Source organism: Amylibacter sp. SFDW26 (assembly GCF_009184395.1).
Classification (GTDB): domain Bacteria; phylum Pseudomonadota; class Alphaproteobacteria; order Rhodobacterales; family Rhodobacteraceae; genus Amylibacter.
The window spans coordinates 1-18,628 of record NZ_WEIC01000002.1; the positions used below are offsets into that span (position 1 = coordinate 1).

The following is an 18,628-nucleotide window of genomic DNA, read 5'->3' on the forward strand; positions in this document are numbered from 1 at the left end:
ACCCAACAAAATGTGCTCACGTGTTTGTGGCATAGGACCATCAGCTGCGTTCACAACCAAAATAGCGCCGTCCATTTGAGCCGCACCAGTGATCATGTTTTTCACATAGTCAGCGTGACCTGGACAATCAACGTGTGCGTAGTGACGACCTTCTGTCTCATACTCAACGTGAGCAGTAGAAATCGTGATACCACGTGCTTTTTCTTCTGGCGCGCCGTCAATCTCGTCGTACGCTTTGAAGCTGTCTGAGAACTGCTTCGTAATCGCAGCTGTCAATGTTGTCTTACCGTGGTCAACGTGGCCAATTGTGCCAATGTTAACGTGCGGCTTATTACGTTCAAACTTTTCTTTTGCCATAACTAGGGCCTCCTAGGTTTGTATTCGGTCGGCAGTGCCTGACCTGTTGGTTTCAGATCAGGCGAATTTTGCCTGGATTTCTTCAGAGATATTGCTCGGTACTGCTTCGTAGTGTGAGAACTGCATAGTAAAGTTCGCACGACCTGAAGACATAGAGCGCAATGTGTTGATGTAACCGAACATGTTTGCCAAAGGCACACGTGCGTCGATTGCAATCGCGTTACCGCGAGTGTCTTGACCTTGAACCATGCCGCGGCGTGATGTCAGGTCACCGATGATACCACCTGTGTATTCGTCAGGTGTCACAACTTCCACTTTCATGATTGGCTCTAGCATTTTCGCACCAGCTTTGCGCATACCTTCGCGCATACCCATACGACCAGCGATTTCAAACGCCATAACACTTGAGTCAACGTCGTGGAATTTACCGTCGATCAACTCTACTTTAAAGTCGATCACTGGGAAACCAGCTAATGGGCCGCTGTCCATTACAGATTCGATACCTTTTTCAACACCAGGGATGTATTCTTTTGGAATAGCACCACCAACGATCTTAGATTCGAAAGAGTAACCTTCACCCGGCTCAGTTGGGATGATGTTCATCTTAACTTCAGCGTACTGACCAGAACCACCAGATTGCTTTTTGTGCGTGTAAGAAATCTCAGCTTCGTGAGAAATCGTTTCACGGTAAGCAACTTGAGGTGCACCGATGTTCGCTTCAACTTTAAATTCACGCTTCAAACGGTCCACAAGGATATCTAGGTGAAGTTCGCCCATACCCTTCATGATTGTTTGACCAGACTCTAGGTCTGTTTCAACGCGGAATGATGGATCTTCTGCAGCCAAACGACCAAGACCTTGAGACATTTTCTCTTGGTCAGCTTTTGTTTTAGGCTCAACAGCAATCTCGATCACAGGATCTGGGAAAGTCATTGTTTCTAGAACAACTGGTTCGTTCACAGCACAAAGTGTATCACCTGTTGTTGTGTCTTTCAGACCGGCCAACGCGATAATGTCACCCGCAAATGCTTCTGTGATTTCTTCACGCTCGATTGAGTGCATCATCATCATACGGCCAACACGCTCTTTTTTACCCTTAGTAGAGTTCAATAGAGTGTCGCCCTTGTTCAAAACACCTGAGTAGATACGTGTGAAAGTCAAAGAACCAACAAATGGGTCGTTCATGATTTTAAACGCAAGACCAGAGAAACCCATTGTGTCGTCTGCACGACGTGCAATGTCACGTGTCTCTGTTTCGTCGCCTGGCTTAAAGCCCATGTAGTCAACAACGTCCAATGGAGACGGAAGATAGTCGATCACAGCGTTTAGAAGTGGTTGAACACCTTTGTTTTTGAACGCAGAACCGCCCAATACAGGAACGAAAGACATAGACAAACAGCCTTTACGAACCAATGTACGCAAAGTTGCAACGTCTGGCTCATTACCTTCTAGGTAAGCTTCCATTGCGTCGTCGTCCATTTCAACAGCGTTCTCAACCAATTTGTTGCGCCACTCATCAGCAGTCGCTTGCAAGCTTTCACGGATCGGAGCTTTCACCCAAGATGCACCAAGGTCTTCGCCCTGCCACAACCATTCTTCCATAGTTACAAGATCAACAAGACCTTCAAGCTCTGTTTCCGCACCGATTGGGAAAGCAACAGGAACAGCAGTTGCACCTGTACGCTCTTCAATCATGTTTACACAGTTAAAGAAGTCTGCGCCGATTTTGTCCATTTTGTTAACAAAGACCATACGAGGCACTTTGTAACGGTCAGCTTGACGCCAAACTGTTTCAGTTTGAGGCTCAACACCTGCGTTCGCATCCAGCACACAAACAGCACCATCCAAAACAGCCAATGAACGCTCAACCTCAATAGTGAAGTCAACGTGCCCTGGTGTATCGATGATGTTCAAACGGTGCTTAGGAGTGTCGGCTTTTGTGCCGTCTTCTGTGCGTTCCCAGAATGTAGTTGTCGCAGCAGACGTAATAGTAATACCACGCTCTTGCTCTTGCTCCATCCAGTCCATAGTCGCGGCGCCATCATGCACCTCGCCAATGTTGTGAGATTTACCTGTGTAGTACAGGATACGTTCGGAACAAGTAGTCTTACCAGCATCGATGTGAGCCATGATGCCGAAGTTACGGTATAGTTCGAGAGGATATTCGCGTGCCATCTGACTGAGCCTTTTCCTAAATTACCAGCGGTAGTGGCTGAATGCTTTGTTAGCATCGGCCATTTTGTGCGTGTCTTCGCGTTTCTTAACGGCTGTGCCGCGGCTGTTGATGGCATCCATCAACTCGCCCGCAAGACGCTCTTCCATTGTGTTTTCGTTGCGCTTACGAGAAGCACCGATCAACCAACGAATAGCCAAAGCTTCACGACGCTCTGTACGCACCTCAACCGGAACCTGGTAAGTAGCACCACCAACACGACGAGAACGAACCTCGACAGATGGTTTGATGTTTTCAAGAGCTTCGTGGAATACTTCTACTGGCGCACGCTTTGTTTTGTCTTCAACGCGATCAAGCGCGCCGTATACAATGCGTTCTGCAACGGATTTTTTACCGTCCAGCATCAAGTTGTTCATAAATTTAGACAATACCTTGTCACCAAATTTGGCATCAGGCAAAATCTCACGTTTTTCAGCGCGGTGGCGTCTAGACATATCGTGTAACCCTTATTTCGGTTTCTTCGCGCCGTATTTCGAACGACGTTGTTTACGGTCTTTTACGCCTTGTGTATCAAGTACACCGCGCAAGATGTGATAGCGAACACCAGGAAGGTCTTTTACACGACCACCACGGATCAGAACAACTGAGTGCTCTTGAAGGTTGTGACTTTCACCTGGAATATATGAGATAACCTCGAAACCGTTCGTTAGACGAACTTTTGCAACTTTACGCATCGCAGAGTTAGGTTTCTTAGGTGTCGTTGTATATACACGTGTACATACGCCACGCTTCTGAGGACATGCCTGCAGGTGCATAGACTTTTGACGTTTTACTTTCGGCTGGCGCGGTTTGCGGATCAGCTGTTGTATTGTTGGCATTCGGAACTCCCGTATGACCTTGTTTCAAACTCGAATAGGCGCCTGATCTGTCGATCAAACACCGCGACACGGCAGCCCGCACGTGTTGTGGATGGACTACCGCGGTAAAAACCAGAGGATCGAGACGCAAAGTCTGGATCATGACCGCCAGATTGTGGCTTGTATGAGAAAAAAAGCGGACTTTTCCCCTCAGGTAGCGCGCGTATAGATCGAGTCGGGGTAGGTGTCAACAGTTGCCACACTCAAAGAGGGAAACTGTGTCTATGTGAATATCTTCGATATCAGGCTCTTAACCTCAAATAAACACATATTAATCTGACTATCGTCTAAATTGTTTGGCACATTTAGAAAAGCCTATATATCTAGCCATATGAAAAACATTCAAGCATTAGGCATATTGCGGTTTTCTTATGCTGCAAAAGGCGGGTTTCAGGTAAATCATGACTCTGTTGAGGAGCGATTAGAGTATTTATTCGCCCCTGTCCGCATCGAAGAACGCTTTATGTTGTTTGAACACGTGACTTTACCCGCAATCAAAGCCCAGACTGACCCAAACTTTACGCTAGTGATTGTCACTAGTCAGGCCATTCCTGAGGTTTATCTGGAGCGATTGCTTAGCTTGGTGGATGGCATTCCCCAAATCGCTGTTGTTTTAAAAGGGCCACTCAAACACCGTATGGCAATGCGCCGTGTTGCCCGCCCCTATAAAGATGAAGATGCAGATGTAATCGCGCATTTCCGTTTGGATGATGACGATGCTATCGCGATTGATTTTATCGAACGTACAAAAGCAGGCTTTGAAAAATGTCAGGTTGCATATGAAACCCACGGCAGATGTGCATTGGACTTCAATCAAGGTTATGAATTGATGATTGGAGATGGGCGTTGCACTGCCCAAAAGATGGAAATGAGAACCGCAACTGCTGGTTTAGTCGCATATATTCCACAATCAGAACCGCAAACCATTATGAATTATCCGCACCACCGTCTTCATGAACATATGCCAGTGGTCACAGATGTAACACCCGATATGTTTGTACGGTCGTTTAACACCTTTAACGACTCACCTTGGTCGCGAGGACGTACAGTGCCAGACAAACGTATATTGAAAAAGGATATCGCAACGCTGAAAAAGCGGTTTAAGATTTCAATTCCAGATATTTTGAAAATAATCCAAGAATAGATAGGAGAGATCATGCACATCGGATTGATTGGTGGGATTGGCCCTGCTGCGACTGTTGCCTATTATACTCGGCTGATTGAGGTGTTCAAAAATGAGAATATTCCCCTAGAAGTGACCATAGTACACGCTAATATTTCAACATTAACTCAGAACTCAGGAAGTGACCGACGCCACGAACAGGCCCAAGTTTTTGCACGCCATATTCAACAGCTGAAGGGCGCTGGTTGTGATATCGCAACAATTACCGCACTGACTGGCCATTTCTGTTTTGAAGAAACAGAACAATTGTCGGAACTCCCTTTGGTAAACGCAATCACATTGATAGATGAATTCTGCCTCAATAGTAAAATTCAGACACTTGGGCTTTTGGGCAGTCCACCTGTTCTTATGACAAAACTATTTGGATTATTAAAAACACCAAATACTGTCGTTCCCCTCGATGGTTTAGATGACTTAGGCAAAACATATATGGATGTAGCGATGTCTGGCATATGCTCTGAGGCTAACCGTCAGAAATTCATCACGGTTGGATATTCTATGATTCAAGATCAAAATGCAGAAGCCGTACTTTTAGCGGGTACCGATCTTGGTCTTGCTTTTAATGGGCAGAGTTTAGATTACAAAGTTATTGATGCGTTGGAAATACATGTTGCGGGGTTGGCAAAGCTTGCCTCTGGTTAACTCAGATAAGATCCACAAAAAAAGCCCCAACCAAATGGAGGGGCTTTTTTAATTTAGTATATTTGGATTTAGCTAGGTTGCTCAGTACCGTCGCCGCCAGTACCCAATTCGACAACCAAGTCATCACCCATAACGTCGCTTGTATCATCAAACACAGAGTTTGGATCAACGGCATCGTCAGATGTAGGCGCTGCAAGTGCTGCTGCTTGTTCAGCTGCTTGACGCTTATCTTCCAGAACCACTGCGTCACGATCGGCCGCAATTTTCTTGATTTGATGCGTCGCACCACCCGTACCAGCTGGGATCAAACGGCCAACAATTACGTTTTCTTTCAGACCGATCAGCTTATCACGCTTACCGCGTGTGGCTGCATCTGTCAGAACACGTGTTGTTTCTTGGAATGAAGCCGCAGAGATGAATGAACGAGTTTGCAACGACGCTTTCGTGATACCCAATAGGATTGGGCCACCTTTTGCTGGCTCACGACCAGCTGCCATTGCTTTTTCGTTTGCCTCGTCGAACTCGATCTTATCGACTTGCTCACCTTTAAGAAGCGTTGTGCCACCACTTTCAGAAATTTCCCATTTCTGAAGCATTTGGCGCACAATAACTTCGATGTGCTTATCGTTGATCTTCACACCTTGCAGACGGTAAACGTCTTGAACTTCGTCAATCATGTAGTCAGCCAAAGCTTCAACACCCATGATGTTCAAGATGTCATGCGGAGCTGGGTTGCCGTCCATGATGTATTCACCCTTTTGGACAAAGTCACCTTCCTGAACAGGAATGTGCTTACCCTTAGGCACCATGTATTCAACTTTCACTTCTGCATCATCTACAGACTCGATCGCAATACGACGCTTGTTCTTGTAGTCTTTACCAAAGCGCACATAACCATCGATTTCAGCAATGATCGCGTGATCTTTTGGACGACGAGCTTCAAACAATTCAGCAACACGTGGTAGACCACCTGTAATGTCTTTTGTTTTCGCGCCTTCGCGTGGGATACGTGCCAGAACGTCACCCGCTTCAACTTCTTGTCCATCTTCAACAGACAAAATAGCGTCCACAGACATGCCATGTGTTTCTGGATTGCCGTTGTCCAAACGAACAGGTTCACCAGTTTTTGGATCCATAACGATAATCTCAGGCTTAAGATCGCTACCTTTAGTGGCTGAACGCCAGTCGATAACGATTTTCTGAGAGATACCAGTTGCATCATCCGTTACATCACGAACCGAGATACCAGACGTCAAGTCTACGAACTTCGCAACACCAGCTTTTTCAGCCAAGATCGGCAATGTGTACGGGTCCCATTCAAACAGTTTGTCACCGCGTGAAACTTTAGCGCCATCTTTGACGAGTAGTTTCGTACCGTACATTAGTTTGAATTTCGCACGTTCAACACCGTTTTCATCCATAACAGCCAATTCAGTCGAACGACCCATGATGATTTGCTCTTTATCACGGTTCGTCAAAATTGCTGGATTGCGGATTTCAACAACACCATCTGTGTTTGTGTCTTGGAATGACTGCTGACCACCTTGCGCAATACCACCAATGTGGAAAGTACGCATTGTAAGCTGTGTACCAGGCTCACCAATGGACTGTGCTGCGATAATACCAACAGCTTCGCCAGGGTTAACCATTGTACCACGCGCTAGGTCACGACCATAACACATTGCACAAATGCCGTCTTCTGCATCACATGTCAGTGGTGAACGGATTTGAACAGTCACAACACCAGCGGCTTCGATCATGTCAGCCATACGTTCGTCAACCAACTCACCTGAACGACAAACAAGTTCGTCAGTTGCTGGGTTGATCACATCTTCTGCTGTTACACGACCCAATAGGCGCTCTGACAATGAAGAAACAACTTCACCGTCATTAATCGCTGCTTGTGCAGTGATTGAACGCTCTGTGCCACAATCGTTCTGACGAACGATACAGTCTTGAGCAACGTCAACCAAACGACGTGTAAGGTAACCAGAGTTAGCCGTTTTAAGCGCCGTATCAGCAAGACCCTTACGAGCCCCGTGAGTTGAGTTAAAGTACTCAAGCACTGTCAAACCTTCTTTAAAGTTTGAGATAATTGGCGTTTCAATGATCTCACCAGAAGGTTTCGCCATCAAACCGCGCATACCACCAAGTTGTTTCATCTGCGCAGGGGAACCACGCGCACCAGAATGAGCCATCATGTAAACACTGTTTGGTTCTTCTTCTGCACCAGCATCAGATACTTTAACAGATGACATTTCACCCATCATCGCATCCGCAACTGAGTCAGAACACTTAGACCAAGTATCAACAACTTTGTTGTACTTCTCGCCCTGTGTGATCAAACCATCTAGATACTGTTGTTCGAACTCTTTAACCTGATCACGTGTGTCATTCACAATTGTCCATTTGCTTTCTGGGATGATCATGTCGTCTTTACCAAACGAAATACCAGCTTTGAAAGCTTCACGGAAACCAAGTGTCATGATCTGGTCACAGAAGATAACAGACTCTTTTTGACCACAATAGCGGTAAACAGTGTCAATCACTTCAGCAACTTCAGACTTACGCAACAAACGGTTTGTCAAATCAAACGGTGCTTTTACATTCAGTGGCAACATTGAACCAAGACGCACACGACCAGGTGTTGTCTCGAAACGCTGCCATACAATGTTACCCTCTTCGTCAACCTGCTCTACACGGCAGATGATTTTAGAGTGTAGGTGCACAAGACCATTGTCCAAAGCATGCTCAACCTCTTGCGGGTTCGCAAAAGTCATGCCTTGGCCTTTTAGACCTTCGCGTTCCATTGTGATGTAGTACAGACCCAAGATCATATCCTGTGATGGAACGATAATTGGCTTACCATTCGCAGGGGATAGAACGTTGTTTGTAGACATCATCAATACACGTGCTTCCAACTGAGCTTCTAGGCTTAGTGGTACGTGAACAGCCATTTGATCACCGTCGAAGTCAGCGTTAAACGCAGAACATACAAGCGGGTGCAATTGGATTGCTTTACCTTCGATCAGCGTCGGTTCGAACGCTTGGATGCCCAAACGGTGCAATGTAGGCGCACGGTTCAGCATCACTGGGTGTTCGCGGATCACTTCGTCCAAGATGTCCCACACTTCTGGGCGCTCTTTTTCAACGATCTTCTTCGCTTGTTTCACAGTCGAAGACATACCTTTGGCTTCTAGACGTGAATAGATAAATGGTTTGAACAGCTCCAACGCCATCTTTTTCGGCAAACCACATTGATGCAGTTTCAACTCAGGGCCAGTCACAATTACAGAACGACCCGAGAAGTCTACGCGTTTACCCAAAAGGTTTTGACGGAAACGGCCTTGTTTACCTTTAAGCATGTCTGACAATGATTTCAGCGCACGCTTGTTCGCACCTGTAATCACACGACCACGACGGCCGTTGTCGAACAATGCGTCAACTGACTCTTGCAACATACGTTTTTCGTTACGTACGATGATGTCAGGTGCGCGCAATTCGATCAAACGCTTCAAACGGTTGTTACGGTTGATCACACGACGGTAAAGGTCGTTCAAATCAGACGTTGCAAAACGACCACCATCTAGTGGCACCAATGGGCGCAACTCTGGCGGGATCACTGGAAGAACAGTCATAACCATCCATTCAGGACGGTTGCCTGAATCGATAAACGCTTCAACAACTTTCAAACGTTTGATGATTTTCTTTGGCTTCAATTCGCCAGTAGCTTCTGCCAACTCTTCGCGCAGTTGTTCGGCTTCTGCTTCCAGATCGATGTTTGACAACATCTCACGGATGGCTTCCGCACCGATGCCAGCGTTGAACGCGTCTTCGCCATAGACGTCTTGTGCGTCCATGTACTCTTCTTCGTTCATCATTTGACCGTAGTTAAGGTCAGTCAAACCTGGCTCGATCACAACGTATTGTTCAAAGTACAAAATACGCTCTAGTTCACGCAAAGTCATGTCCAGCATCAAACCGATGCGAGATGGCAATGACTTCAAAAACCAGATGTGCGCACATGGTGCTGCCAGATCAATGTGGCCCATACGTTCGCGACGTACTTTTTGAAGCGTAACTTCAACACCACATTTCTCGCAGACAACGCCGCGGTACTTCATGCGCTTATATTTTCCGCACAAGCATTCGTAGTCTTTTACTGGGCCAAAGATACGGGCACAGAATAGACCGTCGCGTTCTGGCTTGAACGTACGATAGTTGATAGTTTCCGGTTTCTTAATCTCACCAAAAGACCAAGATAAAATACGCTCTGGCGATGCCAAAGAGATTTTAATCTCGTCAAAAGACTTCGGTGGCTGGACCGGGTTAAACGGGTTGTTCGTGATTTCTTGGTTCATGTTTTAGATCCTAATCTCGATTTCCTAAGGGAGCAGGCGCGAGCGCCTACTCAGTCTCCGCGTCCAGCAATTCGACGTTTAAGCCGAGAGAGCGGATTTCTTTGACAAGTACGTTGAACGATTCTGGGATACCAGCTTCGAAGTTGTCGTCGCCTTTAACAATGCTTTCGTACACTTTCGTACGACCTGCAACGTCATCAGACTTCACTGTTAGCATCTCTTGCAACGTGTAAGCTGCGCCATATGCTTCCAATGCCCAAACTTCCATCTCACCAAAGCGCTGACCACCGAACTGAGCTTTACCGCCCAATGGTTGCTGTGTGACCAAGCTGTATGGGCCAGTTGAACGCGCGTGAATTTTGTCGTCCACCAAGTGGTGAAGTTTCAACAAGTATTTCACACCAACCGTTACAGGACGTGCAAACTGCTCACCTGTACGGCCGTCGAATACGATAGACTGACCTGATGTTTCAAACCCTGCACGCATAAGTGCATCGTTCACATCAGCCTCTTTCGCACCGTCAAATACTGGCGTTGCAATTGGCACACCGCGTGTGACGTTACCCGCTGCTTCAAGGAACTGATCTTCGTCCATTGGTTTGATTGCAGCGTCGTAAACTTCGTCACCATAAGCTGTGCGCATGGCTTCTTGAACAGGTGTCATATCACCAGAACGGCGGTATTCCTGTAACGCCTCGTCTACCGAGATGCCCAAGCCGCGTGCGGCCCAACCCATGTGAGTTTCAAGAATTTGCCCTACGTTCATACGTGATGGAACGCCCAGCGGGTTCAAACAGAAGTCTACTGGAGTACCGTCAGCCAAGAATGGCATGTCTTCTTCTGGCACAACGCGTGAAATCACACCTTTGTTGCCGTGACGGCCAGCCATCTTATCACCCGGTTGAAGCTTACGCTTCACCGCGATGAAGACTTTAACCATTTTCATCACACCTGGAGGCAAGTCATCACCACGGCGTACTTTTTCAACTTTGTCTTCAAAGCGCGCTTCTAGTGTTTTCTTTTGCACTTCGTATTGCGCGTTCAAAGCTTCAACTTCCGCTGCTTCTTTGTCGTCGCTCAGTGCAAGCTGCCACCATTGACCGTTGCTTAGAGTATCCAGCAACTCGTCAGTGATTGTTGAACCTGATTTCACACCTTTCGGGCCTTTCACAGCCGTCTTGCCGATGATCATAGATTTCAAACGTGCATAGATGTTGCGATCCAAGATGGCGATTTCGTCATCACGGTCACGTGCTAGACGTTCAACTTCTTCACGTTCGATTTGCAAGGCACGTTCGTCTTTTTCAATACCATGGCGATTGAAAACACGAACCTCAACAACTGTACCATAATCACCCGGTGGTAGACGCAATGATGTATCACGTACATCAGAAGCTTTCTCACCAAAGATCGCACGCAACAACTTCTCTTCAGGAGTCATTGGGCTTTCGCCTTTTGGCGTGATCTTACCAACAAGAATGTCAGATGGGCCAACTTCTGCACCAATGTAAACGATACCAGCTTCGTCCAAGTTACGCAGAGCTTCTTCGCCTACGTTTGGAATATCACGTGTGATTTCCTCTGGACCTAGTTTCGTATCGCGGGCAGCTACTTCGAACTCTTCGATGTGAACAGATGTAAAGACGTCGTCTTTAACAATACGCTCAGAGATCAAGATTGAGTCTTCGTAGTTGTAACCATTCCACGGCATAAATGCGACGAGGATGTTTTTACCCAAAGCCAATTCACCGATATCTGTTGATGGGCCATCTGCTACAACTTCACCAGCTGCAACACGGTCACCAACTTTCACCAACGGGCGTTGGTTGATACATGTGTTTTGGTTAGACCGTTGGAATTTACGCAAACGGTAGATGTCCACACCAGGGTCACCAGCTTCCATAGCATCCGTAACACGTACAACGATACGCATCGCGTCCACTTGGTCGATGATACCACCACGGCGTGCAGCAATTGCAGCACCTGAATCGCGCGCAACAACGCTTTCGATACCAGTACCAACATATGGTGCTTCCGCTTTCAACAGTGGAACAGCCTGACGTTGCATGTTTGAACCCATCAATGCGCGGTTGGCGTCATCGTTTTCTAGGAATGGGATCAGCGATGCCGCAACAGACACAAGCTGTTTCGGGCTAACGTCGATATAGTCGATGTTTTCTGGTGGGTTCAACATGAAGTCACCGCCCTTACGGGTAGATGCCAATTCATTTACGAACTTACCATTTTCATCAAGTGTTGCGTTGGCCTGCGCTACTGTGTGGCGCATTTCTTCGGTTGCAGACATGTAGTTAACTTCGTCTGTTACCTGACCTTCGATCACTTTGCGGTATGGTGTTTCAATGAAACCATATTTGTTCACACGTGCGAATGACGCCAATGAGTTGATCAAACCAATGTTTGGACCCTCTGGAGTTTCAATCGGACACATACGACCATAGTGTGTTGGGTGAACGTCGCGGACTTCAAAGCCTGCACGTTCACGTGTCAAACCACCTGGCCCAAGCGCTGACAAGCGGCGCTTGTGAGTAACTTCGGACAATGGGTTCGTTTGGTCCATAAACTGTGACAGCTGTGATGAGCCAAAGAATTCACGCACCGCAGCCGCAGCTGGTTTCGCATTGATCAAATCTTGCGGCATGATCGCATCGATTTCTACAGATGACATACGCTCTTTGATTGCGCGGTCCATACGTAGAAGGCCAACACGGTATTGATTTTCCATCAATTCGCCAACAGAACGAACACGGCGGTTGCCCAAGTGGTCGATATCATCCACGTCGCCTTTGCCATCACGCAATTCAACCAAAGCTTTTACAACAGCTAGGATGTCTTCTTTGCGCAATGTGCGTTGTGTGTCTTCTGCATCTAGTTCAAGACGCATGTTCATTTTCACACGACCCACAGCTGACAAGTCATAACGCTCAGAATCGAAGAACAATGTGTCAAACAATGCTGATGCAGCATCAACGGTTGGTGGCTCACCTGGGCGCATAACGCGGTAGATGTCCATCAATGCTGTGTCACGACCCAAGTTTTTGTCCGCAGCTAATGTGTTGCGGATGTATGGACCAACATTTACGTTATCGATGTCCAATGTTGGGATGTCTGTTACGCCATTTTCCAACAATGTGTGAATTGTACCACCAACGATGTTTTCTTCTTTGTCGAACTCAAGTGTTAGTTCGTCACCCGCTTCTACCCAGATCTCACCAGTTTCTTCGTTGATGATATCTTTTGCAGAAAAACGACCAACCAAGCCTTCGAATGGCACAAGAACGTCTGTTACTTTGCCTTCTTCGATCAGTTTCTTAACTGCGCGCGGAGTTACTTTTTTGCCTGCTTCTGCAATCACGTCGCCTGTTTTAGCGTCGATGATATCCAAAACTGGTTTTGTACCACGAACACGACCAGGGAAGAATTTAGTCACCCATGACTTTTTCTTCTTGTTGAACTTGTAGTTCACTGTGTCGTAATACGCGTCACAAATGCCTTCTTGGTCTAGGCCAAGCGCATAAAGAAGCGTTGTTACAGGCAATTTACGACGACGGTCGATACGTGCGTATACGATGTCTTTCGCATCAAATTCAAAGTCCAACCAAGAACCGCGGTAAGGGATAATGCGGCTGGCGAACAATAGTTTACCTGATGAGTGTGTTTTACCACGGTCATGGTCAAAGAACACGCCAGGTGAACGGTGCATTTGAGATACGATAACACGCTCAGTACCGTTCACAACGAATGTACCATTTTGTGTCATCAAAGGCATATCGCCCATGAATACGTCTTGTTCTTTGATGTCTTTAACAGAACGTGCGCCTGTATCTTCGTCCACATCAAACACGATCAAGCGCAACGTCACCTTCAGTGGAGCGCTGTATGTCATGTCGCGTTGCTGACATTCTTCAACATCGTACTTTGGTTTTTCAAGTTCGTATTTTACGTACTCAAGAACCGCAGTTTCATTGAAGTCCTTGATTGGGAATACAGATTGGAAAACACCATTGATGCCTTCGCCGTCCATATGTGTGTCTTGATCACCGGAGCGCAAGAAAAGATCGTAAGAGCTTTTTTGAACTTCGATAAGGTTAGGCATATCCAAAACTTCGCGGATTTTGCCATAATATTTACGAATACGTTTTGTACCGGAATGCGTCTGAGCCATGCTCGTCTTCACCTTCTTCTAAATTGTTCACCCTGAACCATCGTCGGGTACCGACGTCCAAAGCCAACGAAACACGCTTCAGTCCTATTCTTGCCAAAGATCCCTAGTGCTCTGGCTCCCGAACTTGAACCGTGTCTTTCAAAGGGTCTGATAAAAGGCCCTTGGAAAGACAGGTTCGGCTGGGCCCACAATTTGCAGACCCAGCCAAATTTTTGTTGGGGTTAAACCCCGAAGATTACTTAAGCTCGACTTCAGCGCCTGCTTCTTCAAGTTTCTTCTTGATCTCTTCAGCTTCTGCTTTTGGCGCGCCTTCTTTAACCGCTTTGCCACCAGCTTCCACTAGATCTTTTGCTTCTTTCAGACCAAGACCAGTGATCGAACGTACTTCTTTGATCACATTGATTTTCTTGTCGCCAGCAGATTTCAAGATAACATCGAATTCATCTTTTTCTTCTGCAGCACCACCAGCGTCACCACCAGCTGCGCCAGCAACCATTACAGCGCCACCAGCAGCAGGCTCGATGCCGTACTCGTCTTTAAGAATTGTTTTTAGTTCTTGAGCTTCCAAAAGCGTTAGACCAACGATTTCTTCTGCAAGTTTTTTAATATCAGCCATTTGATATATCCAGTTCAGTTTTTAAGTTCTGTTTCCAGTGATGTCACTATCCGCGACACCGATATTACATTTGCGTTCTTATGCAGCTTTCTCTTCAACCGTTTCCAAGATGGAAGCGATATTCGAAGCAGGCGCGCCAATTGCACCAGCGATGTTGCTTGCAGGTGCTCCGATACAGCCAACGATAGAAGCAATAAGCTCCTCACGTGACGGCATAGCAGCAACGGCTTTAACACCAGCTAGATCAAGTGCTGTCTCACCCATAGCACCGCCAAGAATAACAAGCTTGTCATTCTCTTTAGCGTAATCGTTGGTAACCTTAGCGGCAGCAACAGGGTCTTCTGAATAAGACATTACAGTCATTCCTGTCAGCATACCTGAAATGCTTTCGCATGGTTTGCCATCAAGAGCGATTTTGGCGAGCTTGTTTTTGGCTACACGTACAGAACCACCCGCCTCACGCATGCGCGCGCGGAAGTCCTGCATTTCTGCAACTGTAATGCCGGCGTAGTGAGATACTACAACAACACCAGAGTCCGTGAAGATTTGGCCAAGTTCATCGACCAGGGCTTCTTTTTGGGCTCTATCCACAGTTTTTCTCCAAATTATAGAAGGCTTACGCCCTCCGGCTCAGTTTTCACCAGATCGGCCTAAACCAACCTAGCATCTTAGGGTCCTATATTACGGGTCCCTCCCAAAGTCGCTCGAGGCATATGCATCGGGCTAATTGTTCGTTCCCCATCTCAGGCAGGAGATTAAGTCGTTTGTAGCGACACCCACCGTCTCGGACAGTATGAAGAGTGGCGAACCACTCTTCGTATCAACCGCACCCCAAAGGACGCGATCAAATTCTTTTACCCAGCAATCGCTGCATCAACATTCAAAGTCACACCTGGGCCCATTGTTGAGCTTACAGCGATCTTTTTCATGTATGTGCCTTTTGCACCTTCTGGTTTAGCTTTTTGAACAGCTGCAACGAATGCTTTGATGTTCTCGGCCAATTTTGCTTCGTCGAAAGATGCTTTACCAACACCTGCGTGCACAACACCCGCTTTTTCAACTTTGAACTGCACTTCGCCGCCTTTAGCTGCTTCAACAGCTGCTTTAACGTCCATAGTCACAGTACCCACACGTGGGTTTGGCATAAGGTTACGTGGGCCAAGTACTTTACCCAAGCGACCAACAACAGCCATCATGTCTGGCGTAGCAATACAACGATCGAATTCGATTGTGCCGCCTTGTACGATTTCCATAAGGTCCTCTGCACCAACGATGTCAGCACCAGCTGCTTTAGCTTCTTCAGCTTTTGCATCACGTGCAAATACAGCTACGCGCATTGTTTTACCTGTGCCGTTTGGCAAAGCAACAACACCACGAACCATTTGGTCAGCGTGACGTGGGTCAACACCCAAGTTCACAGCGATATCTACGGTTTCATCGAATTTAGCATTTGCGTTTGATTTAATCAAAGCTACTGCTTCTTCGATTGTAACGTCTGCTTTGCCAGCGAATGCAGCTTTAGCAGCCGTTGTTCTTTTACCTAGTTTAGCCATTACTTCACCTCGATGCCCATAGAACGCGCAGAACCCATGATGATCAGCATAGCTGCATCGATGTCATTTGCGTTTAGGTCTTTCATTTTCGCTTCAGCGATTTCTTTAACTTGCTTCGCAGTTACAGAACCGACAACTTCGCGACCTGGAAGGTTTGCACCAGACTTAAGCTTTGCAGCTTTTTTCAGCATGTATGATGCTGGTGGTGTTTTAACATCCATAGTAAATGATTTATCAACATAGTATGTGATAATTGTTGGACAAGGCGCACCTGGCTCCAACTCCTGTGTTTTCGCGTTAAACGCCTTACAGAATTCCATGATGTTGATACCGCGTTGACCCAATGCTGGGCCTACGGGTGGTGATGGGTTGGCTTGACCTGCAGGGACCTGCAGTTTCATTGTGCCAGCTACTTTTTTAGCCATAATGGCCTCCTACTTTGCTCCGATCCTCAGGGCGCGTCCCTTTAGACCAATTTGGTGTGGTGCGGTTTCAGATCACGCGTGACCTTAGCCTCCCACAAACACCATACTAAGTGATCTTACTCACCTGCATGTATTCCAGTTCTACAGGCGTCTCACGCCCGAAGATCGATACGGTCACTTTGAGACGTGAATTCTCTTCGTCCACCTCTTCGACCATTCCAGAAAACCCTTCGAATGGTCCATCTGTTACATTCACTTGCTCGCCGATGTCGAACACGATTGTTGAACGCGGGCTATCTGCGCCCTCTTCAACTTGGTTCAAGATCGCTGCAACCTCGCGATCGCGCATTGGGATTGGCTTACCTGGTTGACCCAAGAAACCTGTCACACGGTTCACATTAGAGATCAGGTGATATCCGCGCTCAGTCATGTCCATGCGGATCAAGATATAGCCTGGCATAAAGCGACGTTCTGCTGTCACTTTTTTGCCTTTGCGAACCTCAATTACCTCCTCGGTCGGAACCAAAGCTTCCTCGATTTGGTCCTCTAGGCCTTCTTGTTCAACAAGTTCTTTGATCTGTTCAGCAACTTTTTTCTCGTAATTCGAGAGAACACTTACTGAATACCAACGTTTAGCCATTTAGTCCGACACCTTGTGCACTGGCAGCTTCCTGCCAAAAATTCCATTTATTTCAAATACTTAACGTATCCAAACACTGCAACAAAATAGCGCGCATACCGAATCGTTGCGCGCTAAGATCTGTTGAGTACTGGGCTGATACCGCCCTAACCCTTTAATTTCAAGAGGCTAAGTTCACAATTGCATCCAAACCAGAACGTGCTGTGATGTCCACGATTGAAAAGAAAATCGCAAAAATAGTTGCCATGATAAATACCATGACAGTTGTGATGCCTGTCTCGCGACGAGAAGGCCACACGACCTTAGCCACTTCTGCGCGAACTTGCTGTACGAATTGCATTGGGTTAGCCATTGCTATCATCCTTTATGAATCAAATAATCTGATACGCAGGATTGGTGGGGAATTCAAGAGCTCTGGCACCAGAAGTGATGTTAGAGGCTTCGCAGCCCCCAATTTCACCAAATTACTGCGTAGCATCAGCTAAATACGCCAACAAGTTCTCAACATCAGCTTCTTTTTTCAGACCGCCAAAAGACATATTTGTGCCCTTAACAAATGCTTTGGGCTTGGTCAGAAATGCTGTTAAATTTTCAGCGTCCCAAGTTATACCAGACTCTTTCATCGCCTTAGAGAACTTAAAGCCCTCAACAGCCGCTGCTTGCGCGCCTATGATGCCATGCAATGATGGGCCTGCACCATTTTTACCAGCTTTAACGCTGTGGCATGCTTTACACTTTTTGAAAACTTTTTTGCCTTTCTTAATATCACCCGCAAAAACAACTGCTTCTAAAGTGGCTTCCTCTGTTGCAGCTTCTTCCGTAACTGCTGGTGCCTCTTCTGTTGTTGCTGTATCTTGCGCAATGGCTGCGAAGCTGGTTGATGACATCGCAGTTATAACTACTAACATATTAAGTGTTTTTGGCATTTTGCTTTCCTTAGGTATATAAGTGTAAATCACACCACAGTATTTGTGGCTTTTATTTCGTGTTGAAAACAAGCCGCAATGTCACAGGCGATGTGCGTGTGATACCCGGCAGTTTTGCCAGTTCCATCAACTTAGTCACACCATCATTAATACCAACATCTTCTGAACCGATGAAAATCATATCATTCGTTGTGACCACAGCTTTGTCGTCAGCAATACGTGCCACAAACATTTCTGTTTCAACTTCGATGCTTTGACCCAAGAATGAAAGAACGCCTTCGACATCAACAATAGACATAGCGCCAGCTTCCATGTGGGCAATTTCTTCCATATCTACTGTTGCTGAAAGATTTGCAGTTGCTGCACCTTTGAACACGTGCTCGATCATACGTTCGTTACGAATGTCGATGTTTGTTTGAACAGAGGCTAGATCGATGTCGATTGAAACTTCACCTTTTGCAGACACTGTGCCGCTGATTGTTTCAAAGCTGTGTATTTCGCCAACTTTTTCTTTCTTGATCGAACCAAACGCAACTTTCGAATTTTCGCTATCCAAAGTCCACGCTTTTGCATGACCACCAGCATATGCAGTTGAACCCATTGATACGATAGCAGCGATCGTTGCGCCTTTGATAATTGTCTTGAGCATTTT

General features: G+C 46.6%; 16 protein-coding genes. 2 read left to right on the top strand and 14 right to left on the bottom strand.

Annotated features, from left to right (window positions below; translation table 11 throughout):
• The 4 genes from F9L33_RS06280 to rpsL all read right to left on the bottom strand — a co-directional run.
• Positions 1–357, bottom strand: a 357-nt coding sequence (locus tag F9L33_RS06280) for a GTP-binding protein (RefSeq protein ID WP_152141920.1), incomplete at its 3' end; no start/stop codon positions are given.
• A 57-nt stretch (positions 358–414) separates the two neighbouring features.
• Positions 415–2,532: an elongation factor G gene (gene fusA / locus F9L33_RS06285; protein ID WP_152141921.1), complete on the bottom strand. Its 2,118-nt coding sequence runs from the start codon at positions 2,530–2,532 to the stop codon at positions 415–417.
• 21 nt (positions 2,533–2,553) lie between these two features.
• Positions 2,554–3,024 carry a 30S ribosomal protein S7 gene (rpsG, locus tag F9L33_RS06290; RefSeq protein WP_152141922.1) on the bottom strand — a complete coding sequence of 157 codons (471 nt, stop codon included), beginning with the start codon at positions 3,022–3,024 and terminating at the stop codon, positions 2,554–2,556.
• Between the two features lie 12 nt (positions 3,025–3,036).
• Positions 3,037–3,408 (bottom strand): 30S ribosomal protein S12, encoded by a 372-nt coding sequence (rpsL, locus tag F9L33_RS06295; RefSeq protein WP_152141923.1) that lies wholly within the window; start codon positions 3,406–3,408, stop codon positions 3,037–3,039.
• Positions 3,409–3,778: 370 nt separating this feature from the next.
• Here rpsL and F9L33_RS06300 point away from each other — a divergent pair, with 370 nt between their 5' ends.
• Positions 3,779–4,591: a glycosyltransferase gene (locus F9L33_RS06300; RefSeq protein ID WP_152141924.1), complete on the top strand. Its 813-nt coding sequence runs from the start codon at positions 3,779–3,781 to the stop codon at positions 4,589–4,591.
• A gap of 12 nt (positions 4,592–4,603) precedes the next feature.
• Positions 4,604–5,272, top strand: coding sequence for an aspartate/glutamate racemase family protein (locus F9L33_RS06305; RefSeq protein ID WP_152141925.1), 669 nt, complete (start codon positions 4,604–4,606; stop codon positions 5,270–5,272).
• A 68-nt stretch (positions 5,273–5,340) separates the two neighbouring features.
• Here F9L33_RS06305 and rpoC read toward each other — a convergent pair whose 3' ends face one another.
• The 10 genes from rpoC to F9L33_RS06355 all read right to left on the bottom strand — a co-directional run bounded on the left by rpoC (position 5,341) and on the right by F9L33_RS06355 (position 18,625).
• On the bottom strand, positions 5,341–9,633 hold the full coding sequence (gene rpoC, locus F9L33_RS06310) for a DNA-directed RNA polymerase subunit beta' (protein ID WP_152141926.1): 4,293 nt from the start codon (positions 9,631–9,633) through the stop codon (positions 5,341–5,343).
• Between the two features lie 46 nt (positions 9,634–9,679).
• The gene (gene rpoB, locus F9L33_RS06315; protein ID WP_152141927.1) at positions 9,680–13,816 is read right to left on the bottom strand and encodes a DNA-directed RNA polymerase subunit beta; all 4,137 of its coding nucleotides are present in this window, start codon (positions 13,814–13,816) and stop codon (positions 9,680–9,682) included.
• 235 nt (positions 13,817–14,051) lie between these two features.
• The gene (gene rplL / locus F9L33_RS06320; protein ID WP_152141928.1) at positions 14,052–14,432 is read right to left on the bottom strand and encodes a 50S ribosomal protein L7/L12; all 381 of its coding nucleotides are present in this window, start codon (positions 14,430–14,432) and stop codon (positions 14,052–14,054) included.
• 78 nt (positions 14,433–14,510) lie between these two features.
• Positions 14,511–15,023, bottom strand: coding sequence for a 50S ribosomal protein L10 (gene rplJ / locus F9L33_RS06325; protein ID WP_152141929.1), 513 nt, complete (start codon positions 15,021–15,023; stop codon positions 14,511–14,513).
• A 263-nt stretch (positions 15,024–15,286) separates the two neighbouring features.
• Positions 15,287–15,985 (bottom strand): 50S ribosomal protein L1, encoded by a 699-nt coding sequence (gene rplA, locus F9L33_RS06330; protein ID WP_152141930.1) that lies wholly within the window; start codon positions 15,983–15,985, stop codon positions 15,287–15,289.
• The gene (gene rplK / locus F9L33_RS06335; protein WP_152141931.1) at positions 15,985–16,410 is read right to left on the bottom strand and encodes a 50S ribosomal protein L11; all 426 of its coding nucleotides are present in this window, start codon (positions 16,408–16,410) and stop codon (positions 15,985–15,987) included. The genes rplA and rplK overlap by 1 nt, the downstream gene beginning before the upstream one ends.
• 106 nt (positions 16,411–16,516) lie before the next feature.
• The gene (gene nusG, locus F9L33_RS06340; protein WP_152141932.1) at positions 16,517–17,050 is read right to left on the bottom strand and encodes a transcription termination/antitermination protein NusG; all 534 of its coding nucleotides are present in this window, start codon (positions 17,048–17,050) and stop codon (positions 16,517–16,519) included.
• 160 nt (positions 17,051–17,210) lie between these two features.
• Positions 17,211–17,408: a preprotein translocase subunit SecE gene (secE, locus tag F9L33_RS06345; RefSeq protein ID WP_152142500.1), complete on the bottom strand. Its 198-nt coding sequence runs from the start codon at positions 17,406–17,408 to the stop codon at positions 17,211–17,213.
• A 106-nt stretch (positions 17,409–17,514) separates the two neighbouring features.
• Positions 17,515–17,976: a cytochrome c family protein gene (locus F9L33_RS06350; RefSeq protein ID WP_152141933.1), complete on the bottom strand. Its 462-nt coding sequence runs from the start codon at positions 17,974–17,976 to the stop codon at positions 17,515–17,517.
• A 52-nt stretch (positions 17,977–18,028) separates the two neighbouring features.
• On the bottom strand, positions 18,029–18,625 hold the full coding sequence (locus F9L33_RS06355; protein ID WP_152141934.1) for a YceI family protein: 597 nt from the start codon (positions 18,623–18,625) through the stop codon (positions 18,029–18,031).
• Positions 18,626–18,628: the final 3 nt, after the last annotated feature.